Source organism: Microbacterium sp. 10M-3C3 (genome assembly GCF_003931875.1).
Taxonomy (GTDB): Bacteria; Actinomycetota; Actinomycetes; order Actinomycetales; family Microbacteriaceae; genus Microbacterium.
On the sequence record NZ_CP034245.1, the window covers coordinates 2,185,603 to 2,202,969 of the forward strand.

Consider the following 17,367-nt stretch of genomic DNA (forward strand, 5'->3'; position numbering starts at 1 on the left):
TCAGGCCAACCGCCCAGGCCCGCAGACGCGAAAACCCGCGGGAACGGGGCGAAAGAGCGCCCCGCTTCCCGCGGGTCGTGGCGTGTCGAACAGGTCAGTGGAACGAGTCGCCGCACGCGCAGCTGCCGGCCGCGTTGGGGTTGTCGATCGTGAAGCCCTGCTCGGAGATCGTGTCCTTGAAGTCGATCGTGGCGCCGTCGAGGTAGGGCACGCTCATGTCGTCGACGATCACCTCGACGCCGTCGAAGTCGACGGCCTTGTCGCCGTCGAGGAAGCGCTCGTCGAAGTAGAGCTGGTAGATGAGTCCGGAGCATCCGCCCGGCTGCACCGCGACGCGCAGGCGCAGGTCGTCGCGACCCTCCTGGCTGAGCAGGCTCTTGACCTTCTCGGCGGCGGCATCGGTCAGGACGACCCCGTGGTCACGGACGGGCTGTTCGGTCGTCAGCGCGGTGTCGGTCATGACATCCCCTCTCGGATCGGGCGCGGTTCCGCTCGATTCTACGCCCGCCCGTCGCCGGGCGGCTCCGCTCACACCGTCCGCGCGTCGAGGCTCTCCAACAGCAGCGCCTCCGCGATCAGCGCGTGCCGGAACGTGTCGAGGTGAAGCGACTCGTTCGGGCTGTGTGCGCGCGCGTTCGGGTCCTCCACGCCGGTGACGAGGATCTGGGCGCCGGGGAACTCGCGCACGAGGTCCGCGATGAAGGGGATCGAGCCGCCGACCCCCACGTCCACGCTGTCGACGCCGTACCCCTCCGCGAAGGCGGCGCGGACGTCGGCGACGGCCCAGCCGCTCGTGTCGACGAGGAACGGATCGCCGAAGTCGTGGTCGGAGAAGGTCAGCTCGGCGCCGAACGGCGCGTGGGCGCGCAGATGAGCCTCCAGCGCGGCGTACGCGTCGCGTGCGGTCTGGCCGGGCGCGACGCGCATGCTGAGGACGACGGAGGTCTCCGGGCGCAGCGTGTTCGACGCGGCGTCGACCGGTGTGACGTCCATGCCGATGACGGTGATCGACGGCTTGTTCCACAGGCGGCTGAGGATCGTGCCGCGGCCGATCGGCGACACGCCCGGGAGCAGCCCCGACTCCTCGCGCAGCTTCGCCTCGTCGTATTCCGGCGTCGGGGCGTCGCGCTCGGCGAGGCCCTCGACGGCGACCGCGCCGTCCTCGTCCCACAGCGTGGACAGCAGCTTCACGGCGGCCATCGTCGCGTCGGGGACGGCGCCGCCGAACATGCCCGAATGCGAGGCGTGGTCGAGCGTGCGGACGCCGACGGTGACTCGCGCCATGCCGCGCAGCGACACCGTCAGGCCGGGCGTGCGCTCGTCCCAGTTGCCCGAGTCGGCCACGACGATCACGTCGGCGCGCAGCACGTCGGCGTTCTCGGCCAGGAAGGTCGCGAAGGAGCGCGAGCCGTACTCCTCCTCCCCCTCCACGAACACCGCGACGCCGAGGTCGACGTCGTCGCCGAGCGCCTCGATCAGGGCACGGAGCGCCCCCACGTGCGCCATGATGCCCGCCTTGTCGTCGGCCGCGCCTCGGCCGTACAGGCGGCCGTCGCGCACGGTCGGCTCGAACGGCGGGCTGTCCCACAGGGCCTCGTCGCCCGGGGGCTGCACGTCGTGGTGCGCGTACAGCAGCACCGTCGGCCGGCCGTTGCGCGCCGCCCGGGTGGCCAGTACGGCGGGCTGTCCGTGCTCGTCCGTCCCCGGGACGGCCGCCGACTTCACCTCGACCCGGTCGAAGAACCCGAGCCCGCGGAACAGCTCCGCGACCGCGTCGGCGCTGCGCGCGACCTGACTCTGGTCGAACGCGGGCCACGCGATCGACGGGATGCGCACGAGGGCGCCGAGGTCGGCCAGGGCGGCGGGCACGGCGGATGCGGCGGCAGCGCGCACGGCATCGCGTCGGGTCTGATCGGAGGTCATGCGGGTAATCTTAAGAGGCCCGCATCCGCTGCTCCCGAGGTTCCACCGTGGCCAAGACTCCCGCTTCCGCTCCCAACGACACCCCCGTCGACGCCGTCTCCGGCGCCGGCAAGGGTCGGGCGACCCCGACGCGGGCCGAGAGGGAGGCGGCGCGCAAGCGGCCGCTCGTGCCCGACACGAAGGAGGCGAAGGCGCGCGCCCGCGCAGAGCTCGCCGCTGCCCGGGAGAAGGCGCGCGCGGGCATGGCCGCCGGCGAGGAGCGCTACCTGCCGGTGCGCGACAAGGGTCCGCAGCGCCGGTTCGCGCGCGATTTCGTCGACGCCGGCTGGCATCTGGGCGAGGGCGTCATGCCGTTCATGGTCATCGTGATCCTCGCGACGCTCGTGCCGATCCCGGCGTTCCAGTCGTGGGCGTTCGTCGCGCTGTGGATCTTCATCCTGTTCGTGATCGGCGACATGATCCTCACCTCGACGCGGGTCAAGCGCGCCGCACGCGACAAGTTCGGCGCCGATCGCGTCGAGAAGGGCCTCGGCTGGTACGCCGCCATGCGCACCGTCCAGATGCGCTTCATGCGCCTGCCCAAGGCGCAGGTCAAGCGCGGCCAGCGCCCCGCCTGAGCACCGCGGTCACGCCCGCGAGAGGCCGCGGTTGATCTGCCGCGCCCACAGGGGGCCGCGGTACAGGAACGCGGTGTAGCCCTGCACGAGCGTCGCGCCCGCGGCGAGCCGTTCGCGCACGTCCGCCGCCGTCTCCACGCCGCCGGCGGAGATCACCACGAACTCGGGCGGGACGACGGCGCGCACGAGGCGCAGCACGGCCATCGCGCGCAGCTTCAGCGGGGCGCCGGACAGTCCGCCCTCCCCCGCTGCGAGCACGATCGGGCCCGGCGTGCGCAGCCCCTCGCGGGAGATCGTCGTGTTCGCGGCGATCAGGCCGGCGAGTCCGAGATCGACGGCGAGGCGCGCGATCGCCTGCACCTCGTCGTCGGCGAGGTCGGGGGCGATCTTCACGAGCAGCGGCGTGGCGCCGGCCGCGTCGCGCACGGCCTCCAGCAGCGGGCGCAGGGTCTCGACGGCCTGCAGGCCGCGCAGGCCTGGCGTGTTCGGCGACGAGACGTTGACGACGAGGTAGTCAGCGAGCGGGGCGAGCAGCTGCGCGCTGCGGACGTAGTCGGCGGTCGCGTCCTCGACGGCGACGACCCGGCTCTTGCCGATGTTGACGCCCACGACCGGACGTGTCCGCCGCCGCCGCAGGCGGCGCAGCCGCTCGGCGGCCGCCTCGGCGCCGCCGTTGTTGAACCCCATGCGGTTGATCACCGCGCGGTCGGGGATGAGGCGGAACAGGCGCGGCCGCGGGTTCCCCGGCTGCGGCACCGCGGTGATCGTGCCGACCTCGACGTGCCCGAACCCGAGCGCGCCGAGTCCCGCCGCCAACCGGACGTCCTTGTCGAAGCCGGCGGCCACGCCGAACGGCGAGTCGAACCGCAGCCCGAGCGCCTCCGTCCGCAGTGCCGGGTCGGGGCGCGTGAGCGCCCGGGCGACCGCCGCGAACGGTGCGACGCCGAGGAGGCGGATGACGGCGGCCGCGAGGTGGTGCGCACGCTCCGGGTCCATCCGCGCGAGAACGGTGCGGAACAGCAGCGGATACATCTCCGCCAGCCTAGGGGACGCGCCGGTCAGTCCGAGACGGCCGCGGGCTGCCCGGCGCGCTGGCCGGCGTGGTCGACGCGGAGCTGCTCGATGGCGGCCTCGAAGTCCTCGAGCGACTCGAACGCCTGGTAGACGCTCGCGAACCGGAGGTACGCGACCTCGTCGAGTTCGCGCAGGGGCCCCAGGATCGCGAGTCCGATCTCGTTCGCATCCACCTGCGACGCCCCGGTCTGGCGCACGGCCTCCTCGACACGCTGCGCGAGCACGGCCAGATCGCCCTCGGTCACCGGTCGACCCTGACACGCCTTGCGCACGCCCGACATGACCTTTTCGCGGCTGAACGGCTCGACGACGCCCGAGCGCTTGATCACGTTCAGGCTCGCCGTCTCCACCGTCGAGAAGCGTCCTCCGCACTCCGGGCACTGCCGACGGCGGCGGATGCTGAGACCGTCGTCGCTGGTGCGGGAGTCGATGACGCGGGAGTCGGGGTGGCGGCAGAAGGGGCAGTGCATGACACCGACAGACTACGCCGGGAAACGGGCGGTGACGGCCTCGCCGTGTGCCGGGAGAGCCTCGGCCTCGGCGAGCGCGACGATGCCCTCGCGCACCGCGGCGAGCGCGTCGCGGTCGTACTCCACGACCTGCTGGGGCCGCAGGAACGTCGCGGCCGACAGCCCCGGCGCGTAGCGCGCCTGGCCGCCCGTGGGGAGCACGTGGTTGCTCCCGGCGAGGTAGTCGCCGAGGCTCACCGGCGTGTAGCGGCCGACGAAGACCGCGCCGGCGTGCACGAACAGCTCGGGGCGCGGGTCGGCCAGCTGGAGCTCGAGGTGCTCGGGCGCGTAGGCGTTGCTGAAGGCCGCCGCCTGCTCGACGTCGTCGACGAGGACGATCGCGGACTGCGGGCCGCGCAGGGCCTCCTGCACGCGGGCGGAGTGCCGGGTCGAGGTGGCCCGCCGCTCCACCGCCGCCGTGACGGCCTCGGCGAGCGCCGTCGAGTCGGTCACGAGGACCGCGGACGCCTGCTCGTCGTGCTCGGCCTGGCTGACGAGGTCGGCGGCGACGATGTCGGGGTCGGCGGTGTCGTCGGCGACGACCAGGATCTCGGTCGCACCCGCCTCCGAGTCCGTGCCCACCCGGCCGGCCACCGCGCGCTTGGCGGCGGCCACGAAGTTGTTGCCCGGCCCGGTGACGACGTCGACCGGATCCAGGCCGAGACTCGCGACGCCCGAGGCGAATGCGCCGATCGCGCCCGCGCCGCCCATCGCGTACACCTCGGAGACGCCCAGCAGCTGCGCGGCGGCGAGGATCACGGGGTGCACGCGCCCGCCGTGCTCGCGCTGCGGCGGCGACGCGAGGGCGACGCTTTCGACGCCGGCGACCTGGGCCGGAACGACGTTCATGACGACGCTCGAGGGATACACCGCCTTGCCGCCGGGCACGTACACGCCCACGCGGCGGACCGGCTGCCAGCGCTGCGTGACGCGGGCGCCCGGGCCGAGCTCGGTCAGGCGCGGCGCGGGCACCTGCGCGGCGGATGCGGCGCGCACGCGGCGGATGGCCTCATCGAGCGCCGTCCGCACCACCGGGTCCAGCCGCGCGAGGGCCTCGTCGAGGTGCGCGGCCGGCACCCGGATCGCGTGATCGCGGACGCCGTCGAAGCGCTCGGCCTGCTCGCGGAGCGCCTCCTCGCCGCGCGCCGCGACGTCGGCCACGATCGCCGCGGCGGTCGCGAGAGCCTCGGAGCGCGCGGCGCTCGCGCGAGGGACGGCGTCCAGGAGCTCGGCCGCCGACAGGTTGCGGCCGCGCAGATCGATCGTGCGGAGCATCCCTCCAGGCTACCGGCGGCTCAGCCGCGGGTGACGCCGGAGACGTCGTGCAGGTAGCCGATGCGGCCGTCGTCGTGGCGGATGACGAAGACGTCGCCGCGGTCCTCGATGACGAGCGCCCACGCGGTCGGGCCGATGCGGAACAGCGGCGTGCCGTACTCGTCGAGCACGTCGCGCTCCACGGGCGCGAGCGCCCAGAACGCCTGCGGCGCCGGGTGCGCCTGCGTCGACTCGTCGGCGGGCGTCCATTCGCGCGTCGCGGCGTCGGCCTGCGGCTCGTGCGCGCCGGTGTCGTTCAGCGGCGCGAACACGTCGGTCGCCGACAGGTCGCGCTCGGTCGGGCGGTCGTCGTCGGCGACGACGGAGGCGGCCGGGGCGGCGGCGGGCTCGGAGGCTGCCGGGGTCGGCGCCGGGGCCGGGGCCGGGCGCTCGCGGCGCGGGCGCGGCACGACCGCGCGCACGGGGCGCGCGTTGCGGTGCGCGGGGATCTCGGGGCGGTCCTGGAAGTCCTGCTCGAGGCCCGGGATGATCGGGGCGAACACCGTCAGCACGACGCCCGCGAGCATCAGGACCGCCTCGACCCACAGCACCCACGTGCGCGTCCACGTGTCGTACTGGATGGCGATGGCCACGGTCTCCCACAGCCACGTGACCCACACGGTCGCCGCGACCGCGAACGCAACGGAGGCGAACTGATCGATGCCGAGCGACCCGACGCGGCGGATGCCCTGCGGCGACAGGCGGCGCAGCGCGAGCAGGAAGACGGCCACGGTGGGAACGCCGATCGCGAGGATCCACGACAACCCCCCGCTCCACACGCTCGCGCCGGAGAACACCGCGCGGGGCTCGCTCGGCACGAGCGGGAAGAACGACAGCACGAAGGCGACGAGCCACACGCCGCCGATGATGACCTCGCGCAGGCTGAAGGGACCGATGCCGTACTGCACCGGCGCGTCGGTGGACGCGGCCGTCGCGACGGGGGTCTCCGTGCTCGCCGCGGCGTCAGCGCTGCCGCGGTCGTTGGCAGGCACACGCGCAACGGTCGTGTCGTCGAATTCGGGGTCGGTCACGGTCGATCCTCTCCACGGGGGCGGTCGGGCCCCACGATCCTACTCAGCGCTTTTATCCACGCCCGATTCCCGCGTCGGCGGTTGACACCGCCGCATCCGCGCGCCTCGGGTCAGCCCAGGCAGTTGGGGCCCAGCAGGCCCTTGAGCTCGCCGTACAGGTCGGCGGTCACCCGCACGGGATGCGGCACGTCGAACACCTTCGCGGTGCCGGCCTTGTGCAGCTTGAGCGTCACCTCGGTATCGCCGCGATGGCGGTGCAGGGTCTGCAGGAGCTCCCCCACGAGATCCTCGCTGGCCCGCTGCTCGGGCATCAGGAGCACGAGCGGACCCGACGCGTCCGTCGATCCCAGGTCCGGCGAGAACGCCGACTGCGCGTGCAGGTTGAGACCGTCGTCGCGGCGCGACACCCGGCCGCGCACGACGAGGATCGAGTCGGCCACGAGCATCGAGGAGAACTCGGTGTAGGTCTTGCCCATGAACATGACGGTGACCTCGCCGTCGAAGTCCTCGACGGTGATCATGCCGTACGGGTTGCCGCTCTGCTTGGCGACGCGGTGCTGCACGCTCGTGACGAGGCCCGCGATCGTCACCTGGTCGCCGTCCTGCACGTCCTCGGACGCCAGCAGGTCGTGGATGGAGGTCGACGCGTGCTTGGCGAGCGGCACCTCCAGGCCCGCGAGCGGATGGTCCGACACGTACAGGCCGAGCATCTCGCGCTCGAACGCCAGCTTGTCCTTCTTCGTCCACTCGGGGCGCTCGGGGACCTTCGCGACCTGCTGCGGCTCGTCCCACAACGAGTCGAAGTCGAAGCCCACCTCGCCGTTGGCCTCGCGCCGCTTGTCGAGGACGGCTCCCTCGGTCGCGTCCTCGTGGATCTCGATGAGCGCCCGGCGCGTGGCACCGAGCGAATCGAACGCGCCGGCCTTGATGAGCGATTCGACGGTGCGCTTGTTCGCGACGTGGACGGGCACCTTCGCGAGGAAGTCGTGGAAGCTCGTGAACGTCGCCTCCTGGCGCGAGGCCACGATGCCGTCGACGACGTTCGCGCCGACGTTGCGCACCGCACCGAGACCGAAGCGGATGTCCTCGCCGACGGCCGCGAAGTAGCGGATCGACTCGTTGACGTCGGGCGGGAGAACCTTGATGCCCATGCGGCGGCACTCGTTGAGGTACACCGCCATCTTGTCCTTCGAGTCACCCACGCTCGTGAGCAGCGCGGCCATGTACTCGGCGGGATAGTGCGCCTTGAGATAGGCCGTCCAGTACGACACCAGGCCGTAGGCGGCCGAGTGCGCTTTGTTGAAGGCGTAGTCGGAGAAGGGCAGCAGGATGTCCCACAGCGCCTTGATGGCGCCCTCGCCGTAGCCGCGCTCCTTCATGCCGTTCGAGAAGCCCTCGTACTGCTTGTCGAGCTCGGACTTCTTCTTCTTGCCCATCGCGCGGCGGAGGATGTCGGCCTGTCCGAGCGAGAAGCCCGCGACCTTTTGCGCGATCGCCATCACCTGCTCCTGATAGATGATCAGGCCGTAGCTGATGTCGAGGATGTCCTTGAGCGGCTCCTCGAGCTCGGGGTGGATGGGCGTCACCTCCTGCTGGCCGTTCTTGCGCAGGGCGTAGTTGATGTGCGAGTTCGCACCCATCGGGCCCGGGCGGTACAGCGCGATGACGGCCGAGACGTCCTCGAAGTTGTCGGGCCGCATGAGGCGCAGGAGCGAGCGCATCGGGCCGCCGTCGAGCTGGAACACGCCGAGCGTGTCGCCGCGGGTGAGCAGCTCGTACGAGGCGCGGTCGTCGAGCGCCAGGTGCTCGAGGTCGAGCTCCTCGCCGCGGTTCATCCGGATGTTCTCGAGGGCATCGGAGATGATCGTGAGGTTGCGCAGCCCCAGGAAGTCCATCTTGATCAGGCCGAGGCTCTCGCACGACGGGTAGTCGAACTGCGTGACGATCTGCCCGTCCTGCTCGCGGCGCATGATCGGGATGATGTCGATGAGCGGCTCGCTCGACATGATCACCCCGGCCGCGTGCACGCCCCACTGCCGCTTGAGTCCCTCGAGTCCGAGCGCACGGTCGAACACCGTCTTGGCCTCGGGGTCGGTCTCGATGAGCGATCGGAACTCGCTGGCCTCCTTGAAGCGCGGGTGCTCCTTGTCGAACATGCCGCTGAGCGGCATGTCCTTGCCCATCACCGCGGGCGGCATGGCCTTGGTGAGCTTCTCCCCCATGCTGAACGGGAAGCCGAGCACGCGCCCGGCGTCCTTGAGCGCCTGCTTGGACTTGATCGTGCCGTACGTGACGATCTGCGCGACGCGCTCCGAGCCGTACTTCTCGGTGACGTACTCGATCACCTCGCCGCGACGGCGGTCGTCGAAGTCGACGTCGAAGTCGGGCATCGAGACGCGGTCGGGGTTGAGGAAGCGCTCGAAGATGAGGCCGTGCTCGAGCGGGTCGAGGTCGGTGATGCGCATGGCGTACGCAACCATCGACCCGGCACCCGAGCCGCGGCCCGGCCCGACGCGGATGCCGTGGTCCTTGGCCCAGTTGATGAAGTCGGCGACGACGAGGAAGTACCCCGGGAAGCCCATCTGCAGGATGATCCCGGTCTCGTACTCCGCCTGCGTGCGCACGCGGTCGGGGATGCCGTCGGGGTAGCGGTAGTGCAGACCCTTCTCGACCTCCTTCACGAGCCAGCTGTCCTCGGTCTCACCCTCGGGCACCGGGAAGCGGGGCATGTAGTTGGCCGACGTGTTGAACTCGACCTCGCACCGCTCGGCGATCAGCAGCGTGTTGTCGCATGCCTCGGGGTGATCGCGGAAGAGCTGGCGCATCTCCTGCGCCGTCTTGATGTAGTACCCGTCGCCGTCGAACTTGAAGCGGTTGGGGTCGTCGAGGGTGGAGCCGGACTGCACGCACAGGAGGGCCGCGTGGGCGTCGGCCTCGTGCTGGTGCGTGTAGTGCGAGTCGTTGGTGGCGACCAGCGGGATGTCGAGGTCTTTCGCGAGGCGGATGAGGTCGGTCATGACGCGGCGCTCGATCGAGAGGCCGTGGTCCATGATCTCGGCGAAGTAGTTCTCCTTGCCGAAGATGTCCTGGAACTCCGCCGCCGCCGCGCGCGCGGCCTCGTACTGGCCGAGCCGGAGGCGGGTCTGGACCTCGCCCGACGGGCAGCCGGTCGTCGCGATGAGCCCCTTGCCGTACGTCTGCAGCAGCTCCCGGTCCATACGGGGCTTGAAGTAGTAGCCCTCGATGCTCGAGAGCGAGCTGAGCCGGAAGAGGTTGTGCATGCCCTCCGTGCTCGCGCTCCACATCGTCATGTGGGTGTAGGCGCCGGAGCCGGAGACGTCGTCGCCCTTCTGCTCGGGCGTGCCCCACGCCACGCGCGACTTGTCGCTGCGGTGCGTGCCGGGTGTGACGTAGGCCTCGAGCCCGACGATGGGTTTCACGCCGGCGGCCTTCGCGGCGTTGTAGAACTCGAACGCCGCGAACGTGTTGCCGTGGTCGGTGACGGCGATCGCCGGCATGCCGTACTCGGCCGCCGCCTGCGTCATCCCCGCGATCTTGGCGGCGCCGTCGAGCATCGAGTATTCGCTGTGCACGTGCAGATGGACGAAGGAATCGGATGCCACGCGTCCAGGGTAGACGGGCCATCCGACACCCTCGGCGTGTCGGATAGCGTGGCGGCATGCCGACTCCCGACTTCGTCCTCGAGCTGCGCCGATACGTGGGCACGCGCCCCCTCCCGCTCGTGGGCGTCACCGCCGTCATCGAGCGCGACGGCGCGGTGCTGCTCGGCCGGCGCAGCGACAACGGCGCGCTCACCCCCATCACGGGCATCGTCGATCCGGGGGAGGAGCCGGCGCATGCGGCGTGCCGCGAGGCGCTCGAGGAGGCGGGCGTGGTCGTCCGCGCGACGCGGCTCGCGTGGGTGCATCAGATCCCCCGCATCACGTATGCGAACGGCGACCAGAGCGACTACCTCGACCTCACCTTCCGCTGCGCGTTCGTCTCGGGCGATCCGGTGCCGGTGGACGGCGAGATGTCCGAGGTGGGGTGGTGCCCGCTCGCCGACGCGCTCGAAGCGGTCGACGCGGACATGGCCGCGCGGATCCGCCGCGCCCTCGAAGACGGCCCCGCCGCGTTCGAGCACAGCGCCTGACGTCGGGGCTAGAGGGCGAGGCGCATGAGGACGCGGGGGAAGCCCGCCAGGCGCGACGCGGGGGGCGCGGCCTCGCGAAAGCCCGCCTTCTCGAACAGCGACTTCGTTCCCACGTACGCCATCGTGAGATCGACCTTCTCGCCGCGGTTGTCGACCGGGTAGCCCTCGATCGCCGGCGCGCCGCTCGTGCGCGCGAACTCGACCGCACCCGCCAGCAGCGCGTGCGAGATGCCCTCGCCGCGGTGCCCCGGCCGCACCCGGATGCACCACACCGCCCACACGTCGAGGTCGTCGACGTGCGGGATGCGGCGGTTCGTCGCGAACGAGGTGTCGGCACGCGGGTGCACCGCCGCCCACCCGACGACCTCGTCGCCGTCGTACGCCAGCACGCCGGGCGGATCCTCGGCGATCAGCTCGCGCATCCGCTCGCCGCGCGCCTCCCGCGCGAGCGCCTGGTTCTCCTTGTTCGGCAGCCGGTAGCTGAGGCACCAGCACACGTTGGCGTCGGGCCGCTTGGGGCCGACCATCGTGCACACATCCGCGAAGCTCGTCGCAGGTCTCACCTCGATGGCCATGCGATCACTGTGCCGAGCGGGTCCGACATCGGCAAGCGCCACCGCAGGCCCGTCGGCGAGCCCCGGTCACTCGGCGCGGAGGATCTCCAGCGCCCGCGCGAGGTCGGCGGGATACGCCGAGGTGAAGGACACCCACTCCCCCGTCGCCGGGTGCGCGAAGCCGAGCTCGCGCGCGTGGAGCCATTGGCGCGTGAGCCCGAGCCGCGCGGACAGCGTCGGGTCGGCCCCGTAGAGGGGGTCTCCCACGCACGGATGCCGGTGCGCCGCCATGTGGACGCGGATCTGGTGCGTGCGCCCCGTCTCGAGGTGCACCTCCAGCAGCGCGGCGCCGCGGAAGGCCTCGAGCGTCTCGTAGTGCGTGACGGAGTCCTTGCCCGCGGGGGTGACCGCGAACTTCCACGAGTGCGTCGCGTGACGGCCGATCGGGGCATCGATCGTGCCCGCGAGCGGATCGGGGTGGCCCTGGACGATGGCGTGGTAGATCTTCTCCACCTCGCGCTCCTTGAACGCGCGCTTGAGCGCGGTGTACGCCGTCTCGGTCTTGGCCACGACCATGAGCCCGCTCGTACCCACGTCGAGGCGGTGCACGACGCCCTGCCGCTCGGCCGCGCCCGTCGTGGCGATGCGGAAGCCGGCCGCCGCGAGGGCGCCGAGCACCGTCGGCCCCTCCCACCCGAGCGACGGGTGCGCGGCGACGCCGGCGGGCTTGTCGACCACGACGATGTCGTCGTCGTCGTAGGCGATGCCGAGGTCGGGGACGGCGACGGGGACGACCTCGGGCTCGCGCTTGGGCGTCCACGTGACCGTCAGCCACGCGCCGCCGCGCAGGCGATCGGACCGGGTCACGACGCGCCCGTCCTGCTCGACGCCGCCCGCGTCGGCCACGTCGGCCGCGAACGTGCGCGAGAAGCCGAGGAGCTTCGCGAGCGCCGCGTCCACCCGCACCCCGTCGAGACCGTCGGGGACGGGAAGGCTCCGCGACTCGCTCACGCGCGCGGGCCGGGCTCGGGCGTCTCGCCGTCGCGCGCCGGCGCGCCCGCGACGCCGGGTGCGTCGTCCTCGTCCTCATCGTCGTCGTGGACGGTGCGCGGCTCCCGCGTGCCGTCCAGCCGCAGCCCGATCAGGACGAGCAGCGCGACGCCGATCATCATCGTCACGATGAAGATGTCGGCGACGTTGTAGATCGCGGGCATCATCCACGGCGTCGAGATGAAGTCGACGACGTGCCCGACCGCGAAGCCCGGGGCCCGCAGCAGCCGGTCGGTCAGGTTGCCCAGGACGCCGCCGAGGAGGAGGCCCAGGACGACCGCCCACGCGCGCGACGCGACCCGCGTCGCCGCAAGCCACACGATCGCGACCGCGACCGCGGCGAGGGCGATCGTGAAGATCCACGTCACGCCCTGGCCGAGCGAGAACGCCGCTCCCGAGTTGCGGATCAGGAAGAACTGCAGCACCGGTCCGAGGATCGGCACGCTCTCCTCGGGGGGAAGGTTCTGAATGGCGAGGAACTTGGTGAACTGGTCGGCGGCCAGCACCAGCACCGCGAGGATCGCGATGAGGGTGCCGGCCGCCGCCTTCCGCAGGGGTGCCCGGCTGCGCACCGAGCCGGCCTAGAGGCCGATCGCCGACACCGGGGTCGAACCGGACGGCGTGGCGGTGGTGTCGAGGTCGCGGAGCTTGCCCTCGATGTAGCTGCGCAGCTGCGCGCGGTAGTCGCGCTCGAACGTGTTGAGCTCGGAGATGCGGGCCTCGAGCGCGGCGCGCTCCTTCTCCAGGCGCGCGATCTCGTCGCGGCCCTTCGCCTCGGCCTCGGCGACGATCGCGGCGGCGCGGGTCTGGGCCTCGGAGATGAGCTGGTCGCGCTGCGCCTTGCCCTCGGCGACGTGCTCGTCGTGCAGGCGCTGCGCGAGCTCGATGATGCCGGCGGATGCGGCGGCGGGGTCGCCGGCCGCGGCGGGCGCGGGTGCGGGCGCCGGCGTCTCGACGGGCGCGGGCACCTCGCTGACGACGGTCTCGGCGGGCGCCTCGGCGGCGGGGGTCTCACCGGACTCGTATGCCGCGAGCTTGGCCTTCAGCTCCTCGTTCTCGGCGATGGTCTTACGCCACTCGACGACGATCTCGTCGAGGAAGTCGTCCACCTCGTCCGGGTCGAAGCCCTCCTTGAACCGGACGTGCTGGAACTGCTTGGTGACGACGTCATCGGGAGTCAATGGCATGGTGGTTCCTCTTTCGAGAGCTGTCGCGGACCGATGTCTTCGGCATCCGGGGCGTGTTGCGTGAGCAAGCATAGTCGGCGGCTCCGGAGGCTGTCGAAACCCTCGGAGCCGCCGAAGGGGTCAGGCGGAGGCGATCGCGCGCGTGACCCCGAGCAGGATGAAGCACAGCAGCATCGTCAGCGCGAAGGCGAAGTCGATGGCCACGGGACCCACGCGCAACGGCGGGATGAACCGGCGGAACAGGCGGATGGGCGGGTCGGTGACCGTGTAGACGAGCTCGGCCGCGACCAGCCCCGCGCCGCGCGGACGCCAGGACCGGTTGAACATCGGGATGTACTCGAGCACGAGCCGCACGAGCAGCACGAGCATGTACAGGAAGAGCAGCGTGTTGAGGACCGTGGCGACGACGCGGAGCACGTCCACGATCGGTTACGGCTGCGCGAACGCGACGGACTCGGGGTCCGCCTGCGCCACGGCACCGTCGCCGGAGACCGCGATGTTCTCGGGCGAGAGGAGGAAGACCTTGCTCGTCACGCGCTCGATGCGCCCGAACAGGCCCATCGACAGACCGCTCGCGAAGTCGATGAGGCGGCGCGCGTCGGCGTCGCTCATCTGCGAGAGGTTGATGATCACGGGCACGCCGTCGCGGAAGTTCTCGGCGATGACCTGCGCGTCGCGGTACTGCTTGGGGTGCACCGTGAGGATCTCGCTGATCGGACCCGCCGTCGGCTGGCGGACGACCGCGGGCCGGTGGATCGGCGTCACGGGGGCGGCCTTCTCGACGACCTGCGCCTGCTTGCGGCCGGCGGGCTGGGGGGCGACCTCCTCGAAGGTCTCCTCTTCGTCCGCGAGACCCAGGTAGACCATGGTCTTCTTGAGCGGGTTCGACATCGCTTTCTCCGTTCGCTCGTCTGTTCCGAGGCTAAGGGTGGACGGGCCTCGGGCCCGTGATTGCGGAGCCGATCCGCAGGTGTGTCGCGCCCATCGCGACGGCTTCGGGGAAGTCGCCGGTCATGCCGGCGGAGATCCACGTGGCCGTCGGAGCGACGGAGCGCACGTCGTCGGCGCACGCGCGCAGCCGCTCGAACGCCGCGGCGGGGTCCTCGTCCAGCGGCGCGACCGCCATGACGCCGCGCAGACGCAGCGACGGGTGCGTCACGACATGCTCGGCGAGGGCCGTGACCGCGGCCGGGGCGACGCCGCCGCGGCCGGGATCGTCGGTGAGGTTGATCTGCACGAGCACGTCGAGCGCCGCGGCATCCGGGGCGGCGGCCGCCGCGAAGGCGTCCGCGAGCTTCTCCCGGTCGACCGAGTGGACGACGGATGCGGCGGCACGGATCGCGCGCGCCTTGTTGGTCTGCGCCTGGCCGATGAAGTGCCAGCGCAGGTCGGCGAGGTCGGCGAGCTCCGCCGCCTTGGCGGTGAGCTCCTGCTGCCGGTTCTCCCCCACGTCGCGGACGCCGAGGTCGTACAGGTCGTGCACGAGGGTCGCGGGGTGGAACTTGGTGACCACGATGCGCGTGATGCCCCCCGGATCGCGGCCGGCCGCGCGCGCGGCGTCGGCGATGCGCGCGTCGACGGCCGCGAGGCGGTCGGCCAGGGCGTGATCCACGGTGCTCCTCGGACGGGACGGCGGACCCGGGGCATGCCGGGCCCGCCGTCGCGGGGTGTCGTCGCCGGGTGGCGTTACTTCAGGAAGTCGGGGATGTCGAGGTCGTCATCGCCGAAGGCCGAGTCGTACGCGGGCTCGGGCAGACGGGCCGCGACCGGCGCCGGCTCCTTCTTCGGCTCGGCGTCGGCGTCGGCGGACGCGGGCGCGTCCTCCCACGAGCGCTCCGCCGGGACCGACGGCACCGGGGGCAGCCCGGGGAGGGTCGCGGGCCGCTGCGCGGCACCCACGGCGTCCAGGCGCAGGGCAGGCTCGCCGCCGTCGAAGCCGGCCGCGATGACCGTCACGCGTACCTCGTCGCCGAGGGTGTCGTCGATCACCGTTCCGAAGATGATGTTGGCCTCGGGGTGCGCGGCCTCCTTCACCAGCTGGGCAGCGTCGTTGATCTCGAAGATGCCGAGGTTCGATCCGCCCTGGATCGACAGCAGCACGCCGTGGGCGCCCTCGATCGAGGCCTCGAGCAGGGGCGACTCGACCGCGAGCTCGGCCGCCTTGATGGCGCGGTCGGCGCCGCGGGCGGAGCCGATGCCCATGAGGGCGGAACCGGCGCCCTGCATGACCGACTTCACATCGGCGAAGTCGAGGTTGATGAGACCGGGCGTCGTGATGAGGTCGGTGATGCCCTGGACACCGGCGAGGAGCACCTGGTCGGCGGTCGCGAAGGCCTCGATCATCGAGATGCCGCGGTCGCTGATCTCCAGCAGCCGGTCGTTCGGCACCACGATGAGGGTGTCGACCTCTTCCTTGAGCTTGGCCACACCGCCCTCGGCCTGGCTCTGCCGCCGGCGGCCCTCGAACGAGAACGGCTTCGTGACGACGCCGATCGTCAGCGCTCCGATCGACTTCGCGATCCGCGCCACGACGGGCGCACCGCCCGTGCCGGTGCCACCGCCCTCGCCCGCGGTGACGAAGACCATGTCGGCTCCCGCGAGCGCCTCCTCGATCTCCTCCGCGTGGTCCTCCGCCGCGCGTCGCCCGACCTCGGGGTCGGCGCCGGCGCCGAGACCGCGCGTGAGCTCGCGGCCCACGTCGAGCTTGACGTCGGCGTCACTCATGAGCAGCGCCTGCGCGTCGGTGTTGATGGCGATGAACTCCACGCCGCGCAAGCCCAGTTCGATCATGCGGTTGACGGCGTTCACGCCACCACCGCCGACACCGACGACCTTGATCACGGCGAGGTAGTTCTGGTTCTGGCTCATGCCGGCCTCCGTTATCGAACCGAAACTTTAAACCTCAGCTAGAGGGTTAAAGAATTGCCCGGTATGCAATTCCTGATCCGAAGGTAGGTGGCCGATCCTCGCGCCTCCGGAGGCGCGTGGGCGTGTCGCGGGATCGGTGCGCGGATGTGTCGGCGGCGCGTCAGCGCACGACGATCGCGCTCGGCGACGACACGTCGTAGAGGCTCGTCTGGCCGGGGGGCCGCGTCTGCATGAGACGGTCCAAGATGAACGCCTTGTACGCGGAGCGGTCGTCGCTTCCCCACACGACCGTCGTCCCGGTGCCCCCCAGGGTCAGCGTGACGTCGTCGGCGGTCGTGGCCGCCACGGCCGTCACCTGCGCACGGATCGCGTCCGGCAGCGCGCGCATGACCGTGCCCGCGGCCCGGAACGCGTCGGAGGACGTGCCGCCGGTGATCTGCAGCTCGGGCTGGCCGGCGGGCGGATCGGGGGTGGTCGAGAGGGCCACGCCGGCCGCGTCGACAACGGTGTAGCCGGCGGCCGAGCGGATGACACCGACCGGCGTGCGCTCGACGATCCGCACGACGAGGTCGTGGGGCGGGCGCGCCTCCAGCGTGTAGGACTCCACGAGCGGGAACTGCACGAGCGCGGCCTTGACGGCGCTCGAGTCCACGAGCGGCAGCGGCGTGCCGACCTGCCCCTGCAGCGCGTCGGCGACGGCCCCGGCGTCGAGCGTCGCGGTGCCGACGACCTCGATGCGCTCGACGGCGAACAGCGGGCTGTAGGCGGCGCCGACGGTGCCGACGACGAGGAGGACGAGGGCGCCGAGCGCGCCGAGCCACGCCATGCGCTGGCGGCGCTGGCGCACCGTGAAGCGCCGCACCTCCGCGCGCAGGGCACGGCGGCGCGCCCGCGACGCCCGCCACACATCGCGCAGGCCGAGCTCGGAGTCGCCGACGTCGTCGCGCGCGGGCGCCGCATCCGTCGTCGGCGGCTCGAGGAGCGCCGCGCGCGTGGCCGGCGCGAAGGGCAGCACGTCGGCGTCCGACGCCGCCGGTGCGGACTCCGCGCGCGCGGGCTGGGTCGGCAGCGGCTCCGGCCGGCGCAT

Annotated in this window: 18 protein-coding genes; 2 read left to right on the forward strand and 16 right to left on the reverse strand. The window is 72.0% G+C overall.

Annotated features, from left to right (window positions below; all coding sequences use genetic code 11):
• Positions 1–94: 94 nt before the first annotated feature.
• On the reverse strand, positions 95–460 hold the full coding sequence (gene erpA, locus EI169_RS10620) for an iron-sulfur cluster insertion protein ErpA (RefSeq protein ID WP_125132297.1): 366 nt from the start codon (positions 458–460) through the stop codon (positions 95–97).
• Between the two features lie 68 nt (positions 461–528).
• Positions 529–1,923 carry a dipeptidase gene (locus EI169_RS10625; protein WP_125132298.1) on the reverse strand — a complete coding sequence of 465 codons (1,395 nt, stop codon included), beginning with the start codon at positions 1,921–1,923 and terminating at the stop codon, positions 529–531.
• Between the two features lie 47 nt (positions 1,924–1,970).
• On the opposite strand from EI169_RS10625, the gene EI169_RS10630 reads away from it, so the two are divergent.
• Positions 1,971–2,540 carry a DUF3043 domain-containing protein gene (locus tag EI169_RS10630; protein WP_125132299.1) on the forward strand — a complete coding sequence of 190 codons (570 nt, stop codon included), beginning with the start codon at positions 1,971–1,973 and terminating at the stop codon, positions 2,538–2,540.
• Positions 2,541–2,549: 9 nt separating this feature from the next.
• On the opposite strand, the gene EI169_RS10635 is transcribed toward EI169_RS10630, so the two are convergent.
• From EI169_RS10635 to dnaE, 5 genes are all read right to left on the reverse strand, one after another.
• The gene (locus tag EI169_RS10635) at positions 2,550–3,572 is read right to left on the reverse strand and encodes a quinone-dependent dihydroorotate dehydrogenase (protein WP_125132300.1); all 1,023 of its coding nucleotides are present in this window, start codon (positions 3,570–3,572) and stop codon (positions 2,550–2,552) included.
• Positions 3,573–3,598: 26 nt separating this feature from the next.
• On the reverse strand, positions 3,599–4,084 hold the full coding sequence (nrdR, locus tag EI169_RS10640) for a transcriptional regulator NrdR (protein WP_125132301.1): 486 nt from the start codon (positions 4,082–4,084) through the stop codon (positions 3,599–3,601).
• A 12-nt stretch (positions 4,085–4,096) separates the two neighbouring features.
• On the reverse strand, positions 4,097–5,398 hold the full coding sequence (gene hisD, locus EI169_RS10645; protein ID WP_125132302.1) for a histidinol dehydrogenase: 1,302 nt from the start codon (positions 5,396–5,398) through the stop codon (positions 4,097–4,099).
• A 20-nt stretch (positions 5,399–5,418) separates the two neighbouring features.
• Positions 5,419–6,468, reverse strand: coding sequence for a hypothetical protein (locus EI169_RS10650; RefSeq protein ID WP_240640410.1), 1,050 nt, complete (start codon positions 6,466–6,468; stop codon positions 5,419–5,421).
• Between the two features lie 110 nt (positions 6,469–6,578).
• Positions 6,579–10,091 (reverse strand): DNA polymerase III subunit alpha, encoded by a 3,513-nt coding sequence (gene dnaE / locus EI169_RS10655; RefSeq protein ID WP_125132303.1) that lies wholly within the window; start codon positions 10,089–10,091, stop codon positions 6,579–6,581.
• 56 nt (positions 10,092–10,147) lie between these two features.
• On the opposite strand from dnaE, the gene EI169_RS10660 reads away from it, so the two are divergent.
• Positions 10,148–10,621, forward strand: a complete 474-nt coding sequence (locus EI169_RS10660; protein ID WP_125132304.1) for an NUDIX domain-containing protein — start codon at positions 10,148–10,150, stop codon at positions 10,619–10,621.
• An 8-nt stretch (positions 10,622–10,629) separates the two neighbouring features.
• On the opposite strand, the gene EI169_RS10665 is transcribed toward EI169_RS10660, so the two are convergent.
• From EI169_RS10665 to EI169_RS10705, 9 genes are all read right to left on the reverse strand, one after another.
• Complete coding sequence (locus tag EI169_RS10665; protein WP_125132305.1) at positions 10,630–11,196, reverse strand: GNAT family N-acetyltransferase; 567 nt, start codon at positions 11,194–11,196, stop codon at positions 10,630–10,632.
• A gap of 66 nt (positions 11,197–11,262) precedes the next feature.
• A complete protein-coding gene (locus tag EI169_RS10670) occupies positions 11,263–12,186 on the reverse strand; it encodes an RluA family pseudouridine synthase (RefSeq protein WP_125132306.1) in 924 nt (307 codons plus the stop codon).
• Positions 12,183–12,797, reverse strand: coding sequence for a signal peptidase II (lspA, locus tag EI169_RS10675; protein ID WP_125132307.1), 615 nt, complete (start codon positions 12,795–12,797; stop codon positions 12,183–12,185). The genes EI169_RS10670 and lspA overlap by 4 nt, the downstream gene beginning before the upstream one ends.
• A 9-nt stretch (positions 12,798–12,806) precedes the next feature.
• Positions 12,807–13,412: a DivIVA domain-containing protein gene (locus EI169_RS10680; RefSeq protein ID WP_125132308.1), complete on the reverse strand. Its 606-nt coding sequence runs from the start codon at positions 13,410–13,412 to the stop codon at positions 12,807–12,809.
• A gap of 120 nt (positions 13,413–13,532) precedes the next feature.
• Complete coding sequence (locus EI169_RS10685; protein ID WP_125132309.1) at positions 13,533–13,835, reverse strand: YggT family protein; 303 nt, start codon at positions 13,833–13,835, stop codon at positions 13,533–13,535.
• Between the two features lie 6 nt (positions 13,836–13,841).
• On the reverse strand, positions 13,842–14,303 hold the full coding sequence (sepF, locus tag EI169_RS10690) for a cell division protein SepF (protein WP_125132310.1): 462 nt from the start codon (positions 14,301–14,303) through the stop codon (positions 13,842–13,844).
• A 31-nt stretch (positions 14,304–14,334) separates the two neighbouring features.
• A complete protein-coding gene (locus tag EI169_RS10695; protein WP_125132311.1) occupies positions 14,335–15,024 on the reverse strand; it encodes a YggS family pyridoxal phosphate-dependent enzyme in 690 nt (229 codons plus the stop codon).
• Between the two features lie 74 nt (positions 15,025–15,098).
• A complete protein-coding gene (gene ftsZ, locus EI169_RS10700; RefSeq protein WP_125132312.1) occupies positions 15,099–16,280 on the reverse strand; it encodes a cell division protein FtsZ in 1,182 nt (393 codons plus the stop codon).
• Between the two features lie 160 nt (positions 16,281–16,440).
• Positions 16,441–17,367: an FtsQ-type POTRA domain-containing protein gene (locus tag EI169_RS10705; RefSeq protein ID WP_125132313.1), complete on the reverse strand. Its 927-nt coding sequence runs from the start codon at positions 17,365–17,367 to the stop codon at positions 16,441–16,443.